Here is a 17,617-nt window from a genome sequence, read left to right on the forward strand (position 1 = left end):
GGCTTTTTAACTGATCAACGATTGCCCGATTCCGGCTCTTCAGAGCCTTTTTCAGATTGAATTCGCTGATAGATTTCTTCGCGGTGAACCGCCACATCTTTTGGCGCGTTCACACCGATGCGTACCTGATTCCCCTTTACACCCAGAACGGTGACGGTAATTTCGTCGCCGATCATCAGGGTTTCGCCAACACGGCGAGTCAAAATCAACATATCCCTTACTCCCTATTCCAGAGCTACCTGTTCCGACAAACACTACTGTTTACTTATTGCTTTTATAATGAGATCACTTCAGACACTAAAGACGCAGAAATACTTATACTTACCTGAATCCTGATAGCTATCTTCAATGACCTTAATCAGAGAGCATCTGAGACTTCCCGCCTCAGGCACTCTCCTCCACCCCGGCTTTATCCAGCTCGAACGCACTGTGCAGTGCGCGAACGGCAAGCTCGAGATACTTCTCATCAATCACCACCGAAATCTTGATTTCTGACGTGGAGATCATCTGAATATTGATGCCCTCATTGGACAGTGCTTCAAACATCTTGGTTGCAACGCCCGCATGGGAGCGCATACCCACGCCCACGATGCTGACCTTCGCGATCTTGGTATCTCCACCCACTTCACCGGCACCCAGCTCGGCGGTAACACCGCGCAGCACTTCCTGGGCCCGTTTGAAATCGTTGCGATGCACCGTAAACGTAAAGGCAGTCTTGTTATCCTCGCCCACGTTCTGAACGATCATATCTACTTCGATATTAGCATCACTGACGGGCTTGAGAATCCGCAGTGCGCTGCCCGGTGTATCGGGCACACCAGAGATCGTCAGCTTGGCTTCGTCACGATTGAAAGCAATGCCGGAAACAACCGGTTGTTCCATGGCGTTCTCATCCTCAAAAGTAATCAGGGTGCCCTCGCCTTCCTGAAAGCTGGACAACACCCTTAATGGAACGTTGTATTTACCTGCAAACTCAACTGAGCGAATCTGGAGTACCTTAGAACCCAGACTAGCCATCTCGAGCATTTCTTCAAATGTAATGCGCTCCAACCGGCGGGCACTGTCCACTACCCGGGGGTCAGTTGTGTAAACACCATCTACATCAGTATAGATCTGGCATTCATCGGCTTTCAGTGCCGCCGCCAGGGCAACCGCCGTGGTGTCAGAACCGCCACGGCCGAGCGTGGTGATATTGCCGTTGTCATCAATGCCCTGGAAGCCGGCTACCACAACCACCCGACCGGCATCCAGATCTTCCCGCATGCGCTGCTCATCAATCTGCTTGATACGGGCCTTGGTATGGCTGCTGTCGGTGAGAATCCTGACCTGGGAACCGGTGTAGGACCGGGCATCGCAGCCCCGCTTCTGGAGTGCCATGGACAACAGGGCAATGGTCACCTGCTCGCCGGTGGAAACCAGAACGTCCATCTCACGGGGGGTAGGGTCATCCATAATATCGTTGGCGAGCGCAATCAAACGGTTGGTTTCACCGCTCATGGCCGAAACCACAACCACGACATCGTGCCCTTCTTTGCGGAACCGACAGACCTTGTCAGCTACCGCTTCAATCCGCTCGGTTGTCCCGACGGACGTACCACCAAATTTCTGAACCAGCAGAGCCATGTTTCCCAAACTCCGAAACGGGGTGTCACAACGGGGCTGGGCGCCCCGCCATTAAAAACAAACGGGCGGGATTATAAACCTCCGCCCGTATCAGAAAACAGTTGTTTACCCGATATTTTGCTCAACCCAGGCCGGTACACCAGCGAGGGCCTCGGCCAGACGGGATGGATCATTACCACCACCCTGGGCCATGTCGGGGCGACCGCCGCCTTTGCCATCTACCAGCGAGGCCAGATGCTTCATCAAGTCGCCAGCCTTAATGCGGTTGGTGGCGGACTTGGTAACACCAGCCACCAGGACCACCTTTCCGTCTTCTACCGTGGCCAGCACCACAACGCCCTCGCCCAGCTTGTTCTTGAGCTGATCCGCAGTTTCCATCAAGGCCTTGCGGTCAGCGCCTTCCATCTCGGAGGCCACCACTTTCAGGCCTGCCACTTCGACCGCGGAACCAGCCAGATCAGTACCCGCGGAACTCGCCAGTTTTGCTTTCAGGGCATCGACATCCTTCTCAAGCTGGCGATTGCGGTCCAGAACCTGCTTGACCTTGTCGACGACAGAATCACGGGTGCCCTTAACCAGACGTGCGGTCTCGCGCAGTGTACGCTCGGTTTCATCAACCCATTCCAGCGCACCAAACCCGGTTACAGCCTCAATACGACGAACGCCAGAGGAAATACCGCTTTCGGAGGTAATGCGGAACAACCCGATATCGCCGGTACGGGCAACGTGAGTACCACCACACAACTCAACAGAGTATTTGTCGGTACCCATGGTGAGCACCCGAACTACATCACCGTACTTCTCACCAAACAGAGCCATCGCGCCCTTTTCCCTGGCGGTATCCATATCGGTAATGTCGATATCTACCGGCGTGTTCTCCAGGATCTGCTCGTTAACCGTACGCTCGATTTCTCTCAGTTGCTCCGGAGTCACGGCTTCAAAATGGGAGAAGTCGAATCGCAGTTTGTCCGGGTCTACCAGCGAGCCCTTCTGGGTAACGTGTTCACCCAGGATATTGCGCAGGGCCGCATGCAGCAGGTGCGTAGCCGAGTGGTTGCGCTTGGTGCGTTCACGACGGGCATGATCAATCCGCGCATCCACTTCCAGCCCGGGGAACAGCTCACCTTCAATCAGGGTGCCCACATGCAGATGGTTATCCCCTTCTTTGCGGGTGTCGGTTACCTGGAAGCGGCCACCGCTCCAGGTCAGCAGGCCGGTATCACCCACCTGGCCACCAGACTCCGCATAGAACGGCGTGCGCTCCAATACCACCACACACTCATCACCCGCTTCCGCGTTACGCTCCTCACCGTTGACCAGCACCGTACGGATACGTTCATGGCCATCGACGTGGTCATAACCGGTAAACTCGGTCTTGCCCTCAATAGTGATGCCGGCGGCATTGTAGTCGATACCAAACTTGCTGGCGGCACGAGCCCGGTCGCGCTGGGCCTCCATGGCTTTTTCGTAGCCTTCGTAATCCAGAGTCAGGCCACGCTCGCGGGCAATATCGTTGGTCAGATCGACCGGGAACCCATAGGTATCGTAAAGCGTAAACACGGTTTCACCGGGAATCTCGGTACCCTTCAGCTCCGCAATGTCCTGCTCCAGCAGGCGCAGACCTTTATCCAGGGTCTTGGCGAACTGTTCTTCCTCCTGCAGCAACACCTTTTCGATCTGCTTGCGACTACTCACCAATTGCGGATAGGCCTCGCCCATCAGTTCAACCAGAGCGCCGGTAAGCTTGTAGAAAAACGGCTGGGTAGCACCGAGCTTGTTGCCGTGGCGAGCTGCGCGACGAATGATTCGGCGCAGAACAAAGCCGCGTCCTTCGTTGGACGGCATCACGCCGTCGGCAATCAGGAAGGCGCAAGAACGGATATGATCCGCCACCACGCGCAGAGACGCTTCTGTGGTGGCCGCACCACCCAGGATGTCGGATGCCGCCTTCAACAGGTCCTGGAACAGGTCGATTTCGTAGTTACTGTGAACGCCCTGCAGAACCGCAGCAATTCGCTCCAGCCCCATGCCGGTGTCCACCGAAGGCTTGGGCAGGTTCAGCATCTCGCCGTCGGCGGTGCGGTTGTATTGCATGAAGACCACGTTCCAGATTTCGATGTAGCGGTCGCCATCTTCTTCCGGGCTGCCGGGAGGCCCCCCTGCCACATCCGGACCGTGGTCATAGAAAATCTCGGTGCACGGGCCGCAGGGGCCGGTATCACCCATCTGCCAGAAGTTATCGGAAGCGTAGCGGGCGCCTTTGTTGTCGCCAATGCGCACAATCCGCTCCGCCGGTACACCGATTTCCTTATTCCAGATATCAAAGGCTTCGTCGTCTTCGGCGTACACCGTTACCCACAGCTTTTCCTGGGGCAGATTCAGGTGCTGCTCGCCGGTCAGGAAGGTCCAGGCGAAATTGATGGCTTCACGCTTGAAGTAATCGCCGAAGCTGAAATTGCCAAGCATCTCGAAGAAGGTATGGTGGCGCGCCGTATAACCCACGTTCTCCAGATCATTGTGCTTGCCGCCGGCACGCACGCATTTCTGGGAACTGGTCGCTCGTGTATAGTCGCGCTCCTCGCGGCCGAGGAAAAGATCCTTGAACTGGTTCATCCCCGCGTTGGTAAACAGCAGAGTGGGATCATCGTGGGGTACCAGTGAACTGCTGGGCACAATGGCATGCCCTTGCTGCTGGAAATATTCGAGGAATGCTTGTCGCAACTCTGCGGTTTTCATAGACCTTTGATACCTTTCGACCTGATACACCTTGCCAGAACCCCGCCGAATGAACCGCCGGGCCTGAGGTTAAATGCGATTACTTACATGCGTGTGCAAATCGGCTACTCTAGCACACGCCGAGAACTTGAAAAACGTGAAAACTCACAGGAGACGCCATGCCCCGACGCTTTCATGAAGCCGATGAACTTCTGCCACCGGCGACCGGCCTGAAACGCGCCCTGGCCATCATTTACGATGGGCTGATCAGTATCGCCGTGCTACTTGTCGCCAGCTGGGTATACACCATGATTGCGGGCTGGATTACGGGCTGGGATCGCTACGAGCAAATGGCAGAAGCCGGCGAACTCTCGGGAGACCCGGGGCTGACCTTCGTTCTTTTTCTGGTGCTGTATCTGTTTTTCGCCTATTTCTGGACCCGCATCGGCCAGACTCTCGGCATGCAGGTATGGCGCGTTCGCATCGAGAATCTTGATGGCACCTCCGTGAGCTGGACCCAGGCCCTGATTCGCTATGTTACCGCTGCGATCGTCGTTTTCCTGAGCATTCTCGGCGCCTACTACCTGGGCGCGCTGACGTTGCTGCTCAGCATCCCGGCCATCATCGCGTTGTTCTATCCCATCAATGGGCTGTCGCTGACCGACCGCACCTCCAACAGCGTGGTTGTTCAGGTGGCCAGGCCCGAGAAGAAATAGGTCTGGCGCTACCCCGCCCGACGCATCAGGACGGCTCCGACAATACCGTTAACAACAATCGGAGCCAGCACCGCAATCAGCGGATTAAAGCCATAAACCATACTCATCGGCCCCAGCAGATCCTGCATATACTTGAACAGCAACCCCACCAGCAGACCGGTAAATACCCGGAACCCCATGGTCACAGACCGCAGTGGCCCGAACACAAAGGAGATGGCGACCAACACCATAACCGCCGTGCCCAGAGGCATCAGTGCCTTTTTCCAGAACGCGAGCCAATATTGCGCCGCACTCAGCCCCTGCTCTCCGAGATAGGCCGCGTAGGTATACAGGCCCGTCATCGACAGATTCTCCGGCTTCACAATCAGTACACTCAGCACGCTCGGCGACAGGCCGGTCTCCCAACGCAGTGACGCACTCACATCACGCACGGTCCGCTCCGGCTCAATGCGAGTGGAGGTCACGTTCTCCAGCAACCAATAGTCGCCCTGGTAGATGGCACGCTCGGCGAAGCTGGCAACCCGCAATTGCCGGGCATCGTCAAACCGGAACAGCGAAACCCCATGCAACACACCGTTTGGCTGAACCGCATTCAGGTGCATGAAGGTATTGCCTTCCCGATGCCACACCCCTTCCGCGGAAGCCACGCTGCTCCCCGCACCCAAGGCCACCGCCTTGTCACTCTGGGCAATACGTTCGGTGGTCGGCGCGACATACTCACCAATCGCCACGCCGAGCAGAACCACGATCAGCGCCGGCTTCATGGCAGACCAGACAATGCGTTTGAGCGACACGCCGGCTGCCCGGATCACCGTCAGCTCCGAGGAACTGGCCATGGAGCCCAGGCCGACAAGGCACCCCATGAAGGCACCAAGAGGCAGGTAATCGTAGATTCGCCGGGGCAAGGTCAGCGCCACATACCACAACGCCTGCAGGGTTTGATATTCGTTGCGCGTGTCTTCCAGTTCAGCAATGAATGCAAAGATCACATCCAGCGACAACACCACAACCATAACCAGGAACATGGCGCCGCCAACGGTACGCATGACATAACCATCGATCTTATGCACGCTGGCGCCCCTCCCTCTCAAGACGACGACGGTTCAGCCACCCGGGGCCAAACTGCAGCCACAGGCCGAGCGCCAGGAACAGCGCATGCACCCAGAGCATACCCACCCATTCAGGCACCTTTTCATCCGCCAGCGCATCCCGCGCCACAATCAGTAAGCCCAGATAGGTGATGTAAACCAGCATGGCTGGCAACAGATGGAAAAACCGCCCCTGCCGGGGATTCACCCGACTGAGCCGCACGGCCAGCAAGGTGACGATGGGCACAATCAACGGTAACGATATTCGCCAGTGCAAGAGAGCCCGGTCTTCCGGATCATCCGAGTTCCAAAGCGCCAGCGTACTCAGGCCTTCCTCCAGCTCCTTACTGCCCTCCTTGCCGCTGACAATCTTCAAACCGTAGGCTTCAAATTCAGTGACATTGTAATCAAGCCGGCCGGGAGCCCCCTGAAAACGACCACCATCCTCCAGCACCAGAAACCGGCTGCCGGTTTCCTCATCAATGAACTGGGAGCCAGACTCCGCAGTGATCAGAGTGACACCCTTACCGTCCTTGTCGTACTCGGCAATAAACACCCCCTGCAACTGGCGCTTGTCGTCGCTCAGGGCCTCGGTGTAAGTGACCCGATCACCGGAGGTAAAGTCCTGAAACCGCCCCGGGGCCAGCATTTCAAACTCGGTGGCCTTTCGCTGCTCGTTAAAGATGTGCTCCACCTGTTTCATGCCCCAGGGAGAGATGTAAAGGCTCATGGCCCCCACCACCAGCATGACCGGCAACGCCCCAAGCAACGTTTTCGCCAGCAACTGCTTTTCACTCACACCGCAGGCGAACAACACCGTCATCTCGCTTTCGAGGTACATCCGGCCGTACGCCAGCAGAATTCCGATAAACAGGCCCAGGGGCAGAATTAATTCCAGAAACCCGGGGAAACGATACCCCATAATCGCAAACAGGACGCCGGCCGCAATCTCGCCCTCAGCAGCATCGGCCAGATACTTGATAAAACGCCCACTCATGAACACCAGCAACAGAATGCCTGACACCGCAAGCATACTGACCATGATCTGGCGAATGAGGTAACGGAAGATAATACTCAAATCAGTCTCTCTGGCGGCGCCGTCATTGGAGATGGAGGTTAAGGAGAACAGCGCGTATTCTATGTAACCTCGCCGACGAATGACAGTACGGGGCCTACACGATAAAACCATCGTAACGAAGCGGGCACCCGGCTTGATTAATAAAGGCTTTGCCCCAATCCTTATGAGCATTGCCATCAACATTCAATTCAATTGAATAAAGCACAATCTGACAACGGAGTTGCCATGAATTTCAGCCTGAGCAGCAAAGCCATCACAGCCACCAAAGTCGACTGCCTGGTTATCGGCCTGCCTGAGAAAGGCGAGTGGCCAGAATCCACCAAAGCGGCAGACGACGCGCTGGGCGGACTGATCAAGCAACTCGAGAAAGCCGGCGACCTGACCGGCAAGAACGCCTCCGTGAATACCCTGCCCCTGGTGGATCAACCCTGGCAGCGCGTTGTGGTAATTGGCACCGGCAAAGATGCAGACCGCACAGCCACAGCCTATCGTAAGAGCCTGATTGCCATGACCGGCGCATTGAAAGATGGCCCCTCCAAAAGTGCACTGATCAGCCTGACCGATACTGCGGTTCAGGGCGAAGCTGCGGTCAGCTCTGAAGAAGCCCGGCTAAACCTGATTGGCCGGATTCTGGAAGACCAGCTCTACACCTTCACCGAATTCAAAAGCGACAAGCCTGCCGCCCGCAAACTGAAAAAAGTTGTGGTACAGGCATCCGGCGCCGGCAAGTCCCTGAAAGATGCTTTCAACCTTGGCCTGGCCACCGGCCGCGGCATGAACTACACCAAAGACCTGGGCAACACCCCGCCCAACATCTGCCACCCGGTGTGGCTGGCCGAACAGGCGCAGGCCATGGCCAAGGAATACGACTGCATCCAGACCGAAGTGCTTGATGAGAAGCAGATGGAAAAGCTGGGCATGAACACCATCCTGGCCGTGGGCAAAGGCTCCAAGCAGCCACCGCGCCTGATCGTGATGGAATACCGGGGTGGCAAGGCCAAAGACAAGCCCTACGTACTGGTGGGTAAAGGCATCACCTTCGACACCGGCGGCATCAGCCTGAAACCCGGCGAGGGCATGGACGAAATGAAATACGATATGGGCGGTTCTGCCAGCGTTTTCGGCACCATAAAAGTCCTGACTGAAACCAAACCCAAGATCAACGTGGTTGCCGTGATCGCTGCCGCTGAAAACATGCCAGACGGCGGCGCCTCCCGCCCCGGCGATATCGTCAAAACCCTGAGCGGCATGACCGTCGAAATCCTCAACACGGACGCCGAAGGCCGCCTGGTGCTGTGCGACGCCCTCACCTACGTGAAGAAATTTGACCCGGCAGCCGTGGTCGACATGGCCACCCTCACCGGCGCCTGCATTATCGCCCTGGGCAGTCACGCCACTGGCCTGTTGTCCAACAACGACGAGCTTGCGAACGAACTGCTCGCCGCCGGCGAACGCACCGGCGACCGCGCCTGGCGCCTGCCTCTGTGGGACGAATACCAGAGCCAGCTCGACAGCAACTTCGCAGACATGGCCAACATTGGCGGCCGCCCCGCGGGCACCATTACCGCCGCCTGCTTCCTGAGCCGCTTCGCCAAGGACTACCGCTGGGCCCACCTGGATATCGCGGGCACCGCCTGGAACTCCGGCAAAGCCAAAGGCGCCACCGGCCGCCCGGTCCCCCTGCTGGTCGACTACCTGATGACCCATGCAGGATAACCAGCCAAACCCTTCCCCGGAGCCCGGCAGCCTCGCTGCCGGCCCCTCCGGCCGGGACGATAAAAACCAGCGCTACTGGTTCCACATCCTCGCCCAGAACACCCACGCCGCCCGCAACCTCCACGCTGCCAAACTCGTGGACAAAGCCTGGCAGCAAGGCGACCGTGTGTGCGTTCTTTGTGACACTGAAGAACAGGCCTTGGAACTCGACGACCTGTTGTGGAACTTCACCCCCGAAGCCTTCATCCCCCACAGTATCGCCCAAGACCCAACCACCCCCTGCACCGATCCTGTCGGCATCCTGCTCTACCCGCCAGCCGCGGTGGATTGGGATACCGTTATCGTCCTGTCCTCAACACTGCCCGACGACGCCGACCAGTACGGCCGCCTGGCACTGGTTGCCCACAATGACCCGGCGGTATTGAACCAGGCGCGGGGGCATTACAAGCAGTTGCGGTCACTGGGCATTGAAGCTCGGGTGCATGATATGCGGAAACGCTAGCCAGGTTCGCCGCGATCAAGACGACCATGTATAATCGTCCGATTCAGAATTTCCCTATGTGAATCAACCAAAACGGTCACTGCATAATCCCATGGAAAAAACCTACCAGCCAGAAAACATCGAGCGCCAGTGGTACGAAAACTGGGAATCCAAAGGCTATTTCCGCCCCAGCGGCGAAGGCGACTCCTACAGCATCGCCATCCCGCCACCCAACGTGACCGGCAGCCTGCACATGGGCCATGCCTTCCAGCACACCATCATGGACACCCTCACCCGCTTCAAGCGCATGCAGGGCCGTAACGCACTGTGGACCGTCGGCACCGATCATGCCGGCATCGCCACCCAGATGGTCGTCGAACGCAAACTGGCTGCAGAAGAAGACAAAACCCGCCACGATCTCGGCCGGGAAGAATTCATCAAGCGCATCTGGGACTGGAAAGAACACTCCGGCGGTACCATCACCCGCCAGATGCGTCGCCTGGGCAACTCCGTGGACTGGAGCAACGAACGCTTCACCATGGACGATGGCTTCTACAAAGCCGTACAGGAAGTCTTTATCCGCCTGTACGATGAAGGCCTGGTGTACCGCGGCAAACGGCTGGTGAACTGGGATCCGAAGCTGCACACCGCTATCTCTGATCTGGAAGTTGAAAACAAGGAAGAAAAGGGCTATTTCTGGCACCTGCGCTACCCGCTGGCCGACGGCCAGAAAACCCAGGACGGCAAAGACTACGTCATCGTCGCCACCACCCGCCCGGAAACCATGCTGGGTGACACCGCCGTAGCCGTCCACCCGGACGATGAGCGCTACCAGCATCTGATTGGCCAGCACGTTCTGCTGCCGCTGGTTAACCGCCGCATTCCCATCGTGGCCGACCACCACGCCGATCCGGAAAAAGGTTCCGGCTGCGTGAAGATCACCCCCGCTCACGACTTCAACGATTACGCCGTAGGCAAACGCAACAACCTGCCCATGATCAACGTCATGACGCAGGACGCCAACATTCGTGAAATCGCCGAAGTCTTCAATGCGGACGGCACCGAAAATTCCGAGATTAACAGCGCCCTCCCGGCCGCCTATGCCGGCCTGAGCCGGGAAGCAGCCCGCAAGCAGATTGTTGCCGACATGGAACTGGCAGGCCTGGTCGAGAAAATCGAAGACCATGTGCTGAGCGTACCCCGCGGCGATCGCTCCGGGCTGATTATCGAGCCGATGCTGACGGATCAGTGGTTTGCCGACGCCAAGACCCTGGCCAAGCCGGCTATTGAAGCGGTAGAAGACGGTCGCATCCAGTTCGTACCCAAACAGTACGAGAACATGTACTTCGCCTGGATGCGCGACATTCAGGACTGGTGCATCTCCCGCCAGCTCTGGTGGGGGCACCGGATTCCTGCCTGGTACGACGCTGAAGGCAATATCTATGTGGGCCGGAGCGAGGCTGAGGTTCGCAGCAAACATCAGCTCCCGGACACACTGGAACTCAAGCAGGACGACGATGTACTGGACACCTGGTTCAGCTCCGCCCTGTGGACCTTCGGCACTCTGGGCTGGCCGGAAATCACCGAACGGCTGAAGACCTTCCACCCCACCGACGTGCTGGTGACCGGTTTCGATATCATCTTCTTCTGGGTTGCCCGGATGATCATGATGACCATGCACTTCATGAAAAACGAAGACGACACCCCACAGGTACCCTTCCATACCGTGTATGTCACCGGTCTGATCCGGGACGAGCACGGCGACAAGATGTCCAAGTCCAAGGGTAACGTGATCGACCCGCTGGATATGATCGACGGCATCAGCCTGCCGGACCTGCTGGAAAAACGCACCGGCAACCTGATGCAGCCCAAGCTGGCCGAGAAAATCGGCAAGCGCACCGAGAAGGAATTTCCGGAAGGCATCGCCGCCCATGGTACTGACGCCCTGCGTTTCACCCTCGCCGCCATGGCGACCACCGGCCGTGACATCAACTGGGATATGAAGCGCCTGGAAGGCTACCGTAACTTTTGCAACAAGCTGTGGAATGCCGCCCGCTATGTGCTGATGAACACGGAAGGCGAAGACTGCGGCGTGAACAATGAGCCGGTGGAACTGTCACTGGCAGACCGCTGGATCATCAGCGAACTGCAGCACTGCGAGCAGGAGGTGATCCGTCACCTGGACCAGTACCGCTTTGACCTGGCCGCCTACGCCCTGTACGAGTTCATCTGGAACGAATACTGCGACTGGTACCTGGAACTGTCCAAACCAGCCCTGAGCGATGACAGCGCCAGTGCCGAGGCCAAACGGGGCACCCGTCGTACCCTGGTACGCGTACTCGAAGCCGTACTCCGCCTGGCGCATCCGATCATGCCGTTCATTACCGAAGAAATCTGGCAACGCATTGCACCGCTGGCCGGCAAGCAGGGCGACAGCATCATGCTGCAGCCCTACCCGCAGCCGGATGCCAGCAAGCAGGATGCGGCCGTGGCCGCCGATATCGAGTGGCTGAAAGGCGTGATTGTAGCGGTGCGTAATATCCGCGGCGAGATGAACATCTCCCCTGGTAAGCAGGTACCGGTACTTCTGAAAGGCGGCAACGCCGACGATCAGCGCCGCCTGAACGACAACCGCCAATTCCTCATTTCCCTGGCCAAACTTGAGAAGCTGGAATGGTTCGAGGGCGACAAAGCTCCCATGAGCGCCACCCAACTGGTAGGCGAAATGGAAGTGCTGGTGCCCATGGCCGGCCTGATCGACAAGGACGCCGAACTCAAGCGCCTGGACAAGGAGCTGGAACGCCTGAACAAGGAAATCGGTCGCCTGGAAGGCAAGCTGAACAACGAAAAGTTCACCGCCAAGGCCCCAGCCGAAGTCGTAGAGAAGGAAAAAGAGAAGCTGAAGGATGTCCAGGGCAGCCTGCAGCGGCTCAGTGCGCAACGGGCAGAAATCGAGGCCATGTAAGGCCATGATCGCCATCCTCGGTGCCGGCTCCCTGGGCCGGCTCTGGGCCGCAACGCTACCTGGCGGGCAGGTAGCGTTTGTGCCCCGCCCGGGGCAGGCCCCGGGCCCCGTCTGTTATCGCTTTCAGTCCATTGACGGCGAATCAGCCAGTGCCATTATTCCCTGGCTACAACCCGGCCAGTCTCCTGATCTGATCCTGGTGACAACCAAAGCCGGCGACACCCTCGAAGCCCTCAAGGCGGCCCTGCCCTCCATTGCCAAACAGACTCCCATTGTGTTGTTCCAAAACGGCCTGGGGAGCCAGCAGCAGGTCACCGAAACATGGCCGGACCGGCCGGTACTGGCCGCATCCACCACCGAAGGCGCAAACCGGCCCGCCCCCGGGCTGACCGTTCACGCTGGCCGCGGCACTACCTGGGTCGGCGCCCTGAACCCGGCGGGGAATCCATTGGTCGAAAGGGTTGCCCAACAGCTCGCCAGCAGCGGCCTCATGGTCCACCCTGAACACGATATACTCGCCAGGCTCTGGCAAAAACTGGTGATCAACGCCGGCATAAACGCCTTTACGGCCATTCTGGATTGCCCCAACGGAGAGATCCTGACACAACCGTTTTACCTGCAATGGATTTCCCCCTTGTGCGAGGAGATCAGCCGCCTGCTCCCTGCCGCCGGACAACCGCAACAAGCCCCGGAAGACCTGCGCGAGACTATTGAGGCTGTCGCCCGCAAAACCGCCGCCAACACGTCTTCCATGCGGGCTGATGTAAAGGCAGGCAGAACCACGGAAATCGACTTCATTAACGGTTACCTGGCGCGGCTCGGCCATCAACATGGCATACCGGTACAGGTGAACCAAATGCTCGCCGAACAGGTACAACAACTGAACTGACTTTTACCAGAGGGAGCAAGACCATGGGCAATCGCCTGTCGAAGATCTACACCCGAACCGGAGACGACGGTTCTACCGGCCTGGCCGATGGCAACCGTATCGCCAAAAATGCCCAGCGAGTGGAAGCCATGGGTATGGCAGATGAGCTGAATTGCCATATCGGCGTTTTGATTGAGACGCTTCCCTCTGGTGACAGTCTGATCGATACCTTCCGGCGCATTCAGCATCACCTGTTTGATCTGGGCGGCGAATTTGCCATCCCGGGCAGCAAGGTGATCAGCGACAATCACATTGAGTGGCTGGAGCAGACTCTGGACGAGTACAACACCGACCTGCCGCCGCTAAAAAACTTCATCCTGCCTGGGGGCTGCCCTGCCGCAGCACAATGTCATCTGGCACGGGCGGTCTGTCGCCGGGCCGAGCGCGTGGTGGTGGCCCTTGGCCACGAGGACTCCATCAATACTGCCTCGCGTCACTACCTGAACCGGTTATCCGATCTGCTGTTTGTCATCGCCCGGGTGCTGGCTCGCCGGGATGGCAGCCAGGAGATTCTCTGGGAGCAAAAAAAATCCGGCCTCTGAGGCCGGATTTTTCACAACAACCACAGATTACACCTTGAATGCTTCCACCAGGCGCTGAAGCGACGCGGTAAGCTCCGACATCTGTCTGGACGAAGCCAGAGTCTCTTCGGCGTTGGAGGCTGTGCTCTGGCCAAATTCGCCAATGCGCTCCACGTTGGCATTCACGTTCCTGGCCACGGCCGACTGTTCCTCCGCCGCCTGGGCAATCTGGTGGCTCATATCCACGATTTCGGAAATGCCCGAGGCGATCCGATCCAGCGCTTCGGTCACTTCACCAGACTTCTGTACCGTCTTCTCCGTGGCATCGTGACTTGAGGTCATGGCAGATACCGCCTCTTTTACACCACCCTGAAGCCGGGAAATCATGCCTTCAATTTCCTCAGTGGACTTGTGGGTACGCTGGGACAATGAGCGAACCTCATCCGCCACCACCGCAAAGCCACGCCCCTGTTCTCCCGCCCTCGCTGCCTCGATGGCCGCGTTCAGCGCCAGCAGGTTGGTCTGCTCGGCAATTGCTTTAATCTCAACCAGAACCTGACTGATATTGTCACTGTCCGCACTCACCCGGTTGATGACATCAACGGCGCCTGCAATCTCCGTAGCCAGGCGGTTAATGGTCGCCACCGTATCGGCCACCACTTCCCGACCCTTCTCGGTATCTTTCTCGGCATTCCCCGCACTATCCGCCACCCGGTGCGCACTCTCCGTGACTTCATTGACCGCTTCCACCATCTGGCCCATGGCCTCGTTGATCTGACCGGTCTCTTCCATTTGTCGGGCCACGGCCTGACTGTTCGCCGAAGCGGTGTCATTCACCCGGACCGCCTGCTGATCAACATCTGCTGTTGTAGAGCCGACCGACCGGACAAGCTCAGCAATACGATCGGTCATGTTGTTGAACTCAGAGGTGAGCTCACCCAGTTCGTCCCGGTTGTTCAACCGGATATGGGTGGTCATATCGCCGGCGGCCACATTTCTTGCAGCTTCGCTGAACCGGTTGATGGCAATCCGCACAGACATAAAGAAACCCACATAGAGGTAGACCACCACCAGCATCACAGCAATCAGCGCCACCAGAATCAGGGTGCGCTGCCCGGTCTGGCGAGCCAGGCGATCCTCAAGATTACCGGCAACCACATCGAAGATACGATCGCTGAGGGTATCGTAATATCCCATCTGCGCCGATACGGTCTCGTCAAATTCCTGCCAGGGCAGCTCCAGGCGCATAGGCGTGATGACATTCAGGTCCAGCTCATCACGGACTGTCATCAGACTCTCTTCCGTGCGGGTCAGTGCACCGCTCGCACTCTCTGCCAGCTGGGGCGACGCCTCCACAGCAACGGAAAGGGCCGGCGAAAGCAGCGAACTGCGGTTGGTCAACTGATCGTAGATTTCATTCAGGGTTTCGCTGAGTGCATAGCCCACCTGACCTTCCACCAGCGCAAAAATACCGTATGAACGGGCGCGGCCAACAACAGTGCGAGACTCAGGCAACGCAGAACGCACCAGCCCTAACAGCAGCAGGTTTTCCCGGGACGCATCCTGACCCAATCCGCTGATTTCAATGGTCGCCGGCAGCAAGGCCATCACCTTCTGCACAAACTCCTGGTAGTACTTGAACTGGGGGTCAATGTTGCCCTGATAGTTATCGTTGGCTTTGAGCGTCTCCCATTCTTCTCTTACAACCAGGATCTGCTCCTGCCAGGAGCCGGAGGTGTCAAAAGAACGCTGTGGTTCGGCGAGATCTGCCAACAGGGCATCCATGCGACTGGCCGCTTCGTTGGCTTTTTCGAGCAGGGGCTGTTCGTCTTTCAGAATGCCGGGGGCCTGATAGTCACGGTAATCCATCGCCGCCACCAGCAGGCGCTCCACCTTCTGGAGTTCTGCAAGACCTTCAATGCCGCGGGTCATGGTCTGAACCGACTGGTTAAGCCCGGAAATCACCAACCAGGAAAGCACGATGATAGGGCCAAGAAAGAGAATGCTGATGAGGCTGAATTTGTAAACCATGGGCAGCCGATTCATCAGTGCTACAGCCGGATTGATTATATAGTTCACAGAGCCCTCGCTGCTTCTAACAACTGAATCTTTATTCTTTTGTTTGATTATCGCCCGTTGCCGGAAAAACTTAATCACTATTTAGTGTTATTCTGTAATCCGTTTTTGCTTTCCGGCTAGGCCATGCCTGCGATCACCAGCAATGCAAACGCACATATCCACACCAGCATGCTCCGGTTGAGGAGGTCCCTTATAGCGCTGAGGCTCCGCCCGCCAAAATCGGGCCACTCTTCCGGGTGCAACTCCAAAAAGCGCGCAGGATCAAGTGCATATCCAGTTAACGACCCGTTGGCGGAAATCATGAGCACATCCGCGGTCTTTTTCCCGAATCCCGGGAATACCTTGCGTATTTCCCGGGACCAGCCGGCCAGGTCACCGGCGAGCCCGAATGTGCATGACAGCAAGCGGGAAGGAATCCAGCCGATAAGCCGGGCCGCCCGCTGATAGCGTTCCCGCGCGGCCGCCTGCGGCCATTGGCCCGCCAGAGCTACAAGCCCTCGAGCCAGAAAAGCCAGCGCTATGCCGCCGACGGCGTACCAGAAAACCACCAGGAAGAAACGCTCGAAAACCGAGACCATCAGCGCCCGCGACACCGACAGGTGCATGGCTTCTGGCGATAGCGCCGCTCCTCTTTCGGAGGCGGGCAGGCGCTCTTGAACATGGTGCCAGGCAGCCTGCATATCTCCGCGCCGCCAGGCATCAGAATAGGCTCGCAGCACCTTGCGCCAGCCCGGCGCCCCCATCAGCACCACCAGCAGCAACAGTTCAAGCGGATACAGGGCATAGCGGTAGCCCGCCTCACTGGACAGCGCCCACGCGCCAGCGAGCGCCAGAGAAGGTAACACAACCAGCAGCGCCCCTCTCCAGACTGACCGCTCCTGACCCGCTTCTACCCGGCCCCAACGATGAAACCAGCGACGCCAGATCTCATCGCTGGCCAGGTGGTCGGCGCGGTCCAGCCTGCGGCGAGTCACGTACGCAATCAGAAAAACAACCAACGACATCAGGCCATCTCCTCGTTCGACAGCAGTGCCCGGAAGCGAGACCACTCAAACGCGGGCCCTGGATCGGTTTTTCGGCCCGGAGCAATATCACTGTGGCCGGCAATGCGACCCGGCGTGATTTCCGGCCAGGCTGTCATTGCCAGGAGCGCCAGACGCGCCAGCGCACGGTACTGATCATCGGTATAGGGAACGTCATCCGCACCTTCGAGCTCGATACCAATGGAGTAGTCGTTGCACTCCTCCTTACCCTGAAAACTGGAACGGCCAGCATGCCATGCCCTGTCCAGACAGCTGACAAACTGAATAACGGAACCATCCCGGCGAATCAACGCGTGTGCAGACACCTTCAGCTCTGCGATCGTTTCAAAATAGGGGTGCGCAGCAGTATCCAGACAGTTACAGAAAAAATTCTCGATGTGCGGGCCGCCAAACTGTTCCGGCGGCAGGCTGATGTTGTGAACCACCAGCAGTGAGATAGAGGAACCGTCCGGGCGGGGACCAAAATTGGGCGACGGACACCAACGCACGCCGGGGAACCGGCCACTGGAACGCAAAAGTGCTGCCGCATCTTTCAGGGACTGTGGGTGATGATCGTTCTGGATACTAGACAACGTGTTTCCATCGGCGCAGGGGACTCATGCAGATGATTGAATCACAAAGCGCCCATGGATGCCACGACGTCGCCGGTGCCCTGCGCGGGCAC

Annotated in this window: 14 protein-coding genes; 6 read left to right on the forward strand and 8 right to left on the reverse strand. The window is 58.0% G+C overall.

Features of this window, described 5'->3' with window-relative positions; genetic code table 11:
- Positions 1-14 precede the first annotated feature (14 nt).
- The 3 genes from csrA to alaS all read right to left on the reverse strand — a co-directional run bounded on the left by csrA (position 15) and on the right by alaS (position 4,359).
- A complete protein-coding gene (gene csrA / locus ACF8YQ_RS10555; RefSeq protein ID WP_011784483.1) occupies positions 15-212 on the reverse strand; it encodes a carbon storage regulator CsrA in 198 nt (65 codons plus the stop codon).
- Positions 213-384: 172 nt separating this feature from the next.
- Entirely contained in the window at positions 385-1,623 is a 1,239-nt protein-coding gene (locus ACF8YQ_RS10560; RefSeq protein ID WP_396621345.1) for an aspartate kinase, read from the reverse strand.
- A gap of 105 nt (positions 1,624-1,728) precedes the next feature.
- Complete coding sequence (gene alaS / locus ACF8YQ_RS10565) at positions 1,729-4,359, reverse strand: alanine--tRNA ligase (RefSeq protein WP_396621346.1); 2,631 nt, start codon at positions 4,357-4,359, stop codon at positions 1,729-1,731.
- Positions 4,360-4,517: 158 nt separating this feature from the next.
- On the opposite strand from alaS, the gene ACF8YQ_RS10570 reads away from it, so the two are divergent.
- Complete coding sequence (locus ACF8YQ_RS10570) at positions 4,518-5,054, forward strand: RDD family protein (protein ID WP_023011362.1); 537 nt, start codon at positions 4,518-4,520, stop codon at positions 5,052-5,054.
- Between the two features lie 8 nt (positions 5,055-5,062).
- On the opposite strand, the gene lptG is transcribed toward ACF8YQ_RS10570, so the two are convergent.
- Together lptG and lptF are read right to left on the reverse strand one after the other, a co-directional pair.
- Entirely contained in the window at positions 5,063-6,124 is a 1,062-nt protein-coding gene (gene lptG / locus ACF8YQ_RS10575; protein WP_014421880.1) for an LPS export ABC transporter permease LptG, read from the reverse strand.
- Positions 6,117-7,220: an LPS export ABC transporter permease LptF gene (lptF, locus tag ACF8YQ_RS10580; protein WP_396621347.1), complete on the reverse strand. Its 1,104-nt coding sequence runs from the start codon at positions 7,218-7,220 to the stop codon at positions 6,117-6,119. The genes lptG and lptF overlap by 8 nt, the downstream gene beginning before the upstream one ends.
- Before the next feature lie 225 nt (positions 7,221-7,445).
- Here lptF and ACF8YQ_RS10585 point away from each other — a divergent pair, with 225 nt between their 5' ends.
- The 5 genes from ACF8YQ_RS10585 (at position 7,446) to ACF8YQ_RS10605 (ending at position 13,852) form a co-directional block, all read left to right on the forward strand.
- Positions 7,446-8,936 (forward strand): leucyl aminopeptidase, encoded by a 1,491-nt coding sequence (locus tag ACF8YQ_RS10585; protein ID WP_396621348.1) that lies wholly within the window; start codon positions 7,446-7,448, stop codon positions 8,934-8,936.
- A complete protein-coding gene (locus ACF8YQ_RS10590) occupies positions 8,926-9,438 on the forward strand; it encodes a DNA polymerase III subunit chi (protein WP_396621349.1) in 513 nt (170 codons plus the stop codon). Before ACF8YQ_RS10585 ends, ACF8YQ_RS10590 begins: the two co-directional genes overlap by 11 nt.
- Positions 9,439-9,529: 91 nt before the next feature.
- Complete coding sequence (locus tag ACF8YQ_RS10595) at positions 9,530-12,382, forward strand: valine--tRNA ligase (RefSeq protein ID WP_396621350.1); 2,853 nt, start codon at positions 9,530-9,532, stop codon at positions 12,380-12,382.
- Between the two features lie 4 nt (positions 12,383-12,386).
- Complete coding sequence (locus ACF8YQ_RS10600) at positions 12,387-13,271, forward strand: ketopantoate reductase family protein (protein ID WP_288033210.1); 885 nt, start codon at positions 12,387-12,389, stop codon at positions 13,269-13,271.
- Between the two features lie 23 nt (positions 13,272-13,294).
- A complete protein-coding gene (locus ACF8YQ_RS10605; protein ID WP_023007876.1) occupies positions 13,295-13,852 on the forward strand; it encodes a cob(I)yrinic acid a,c-diamide adenosyltransferase in 558 nt (185 codons plus the stop codon).
- A 27-nt stretch (positions 13,853-13,879) separates the two neighbouring features.
- Here the strand turns inward: ACF8YQ_RS10605 and ACF8YQ_RS10610 are convergent, their stop codons facing one another.
- The 3 genes from ACF8YQ_RS10610 to ampD form a co-directional block, all read right to left on the reverse strand.
- Positions 13,880-15,910, reverse strand: a complete 2,031-nt coding sequence (locus ACF8YQ_RS10610; protein ID WP_014421887.1) for a methyl-accepting chemotaxis protein — start codon at positions 15,908-15,910, stop codon at positions 13,880-13,882.
- 116 nt (positions 15,911-16,026) lie between these two features.
- Positions 16,027-16,914 (reverse strand): histidine kinase, encoded by an 888-nt coding sequence (locus ACF8YQ_RS10615; RefSeq protein WP_396621351.1) that lies wholly within the window; start codon positions 16,912-16,914, stop codon positions 16,027-16,029.
- The gene (ampD, locus tag ACF8YQ_RS10620; protein WP_396621352.1) at positions 16,914-17,525 is read right to left on the reverse strand and encodes a 1,6-anhydro-N-acetylmuramyl-L-alanine amidase AmpD; all 612 of its coding nucleotides are present in this window, start codon (positions 17,523-17,525) and stop codon (positions 16,914-16,916) included. Before ampD ends, ACF8YQ_RS10615 begins: the two co-directional genes overlap by 1 nt.
- Between the last annotated feature and the right edge of the window lie 92 nt (positions 17,526-17,617).

It is taken from the genome of Marinobacter sp. W-8 (genome assembly GCF_044342215.1).
Lineage (GTDB): Bacteria > Pseudomonadota > Gammaproteobacteria > Pseudomonadales > Oleiphilaceae > Marinobacter > Marinobacter nauticus.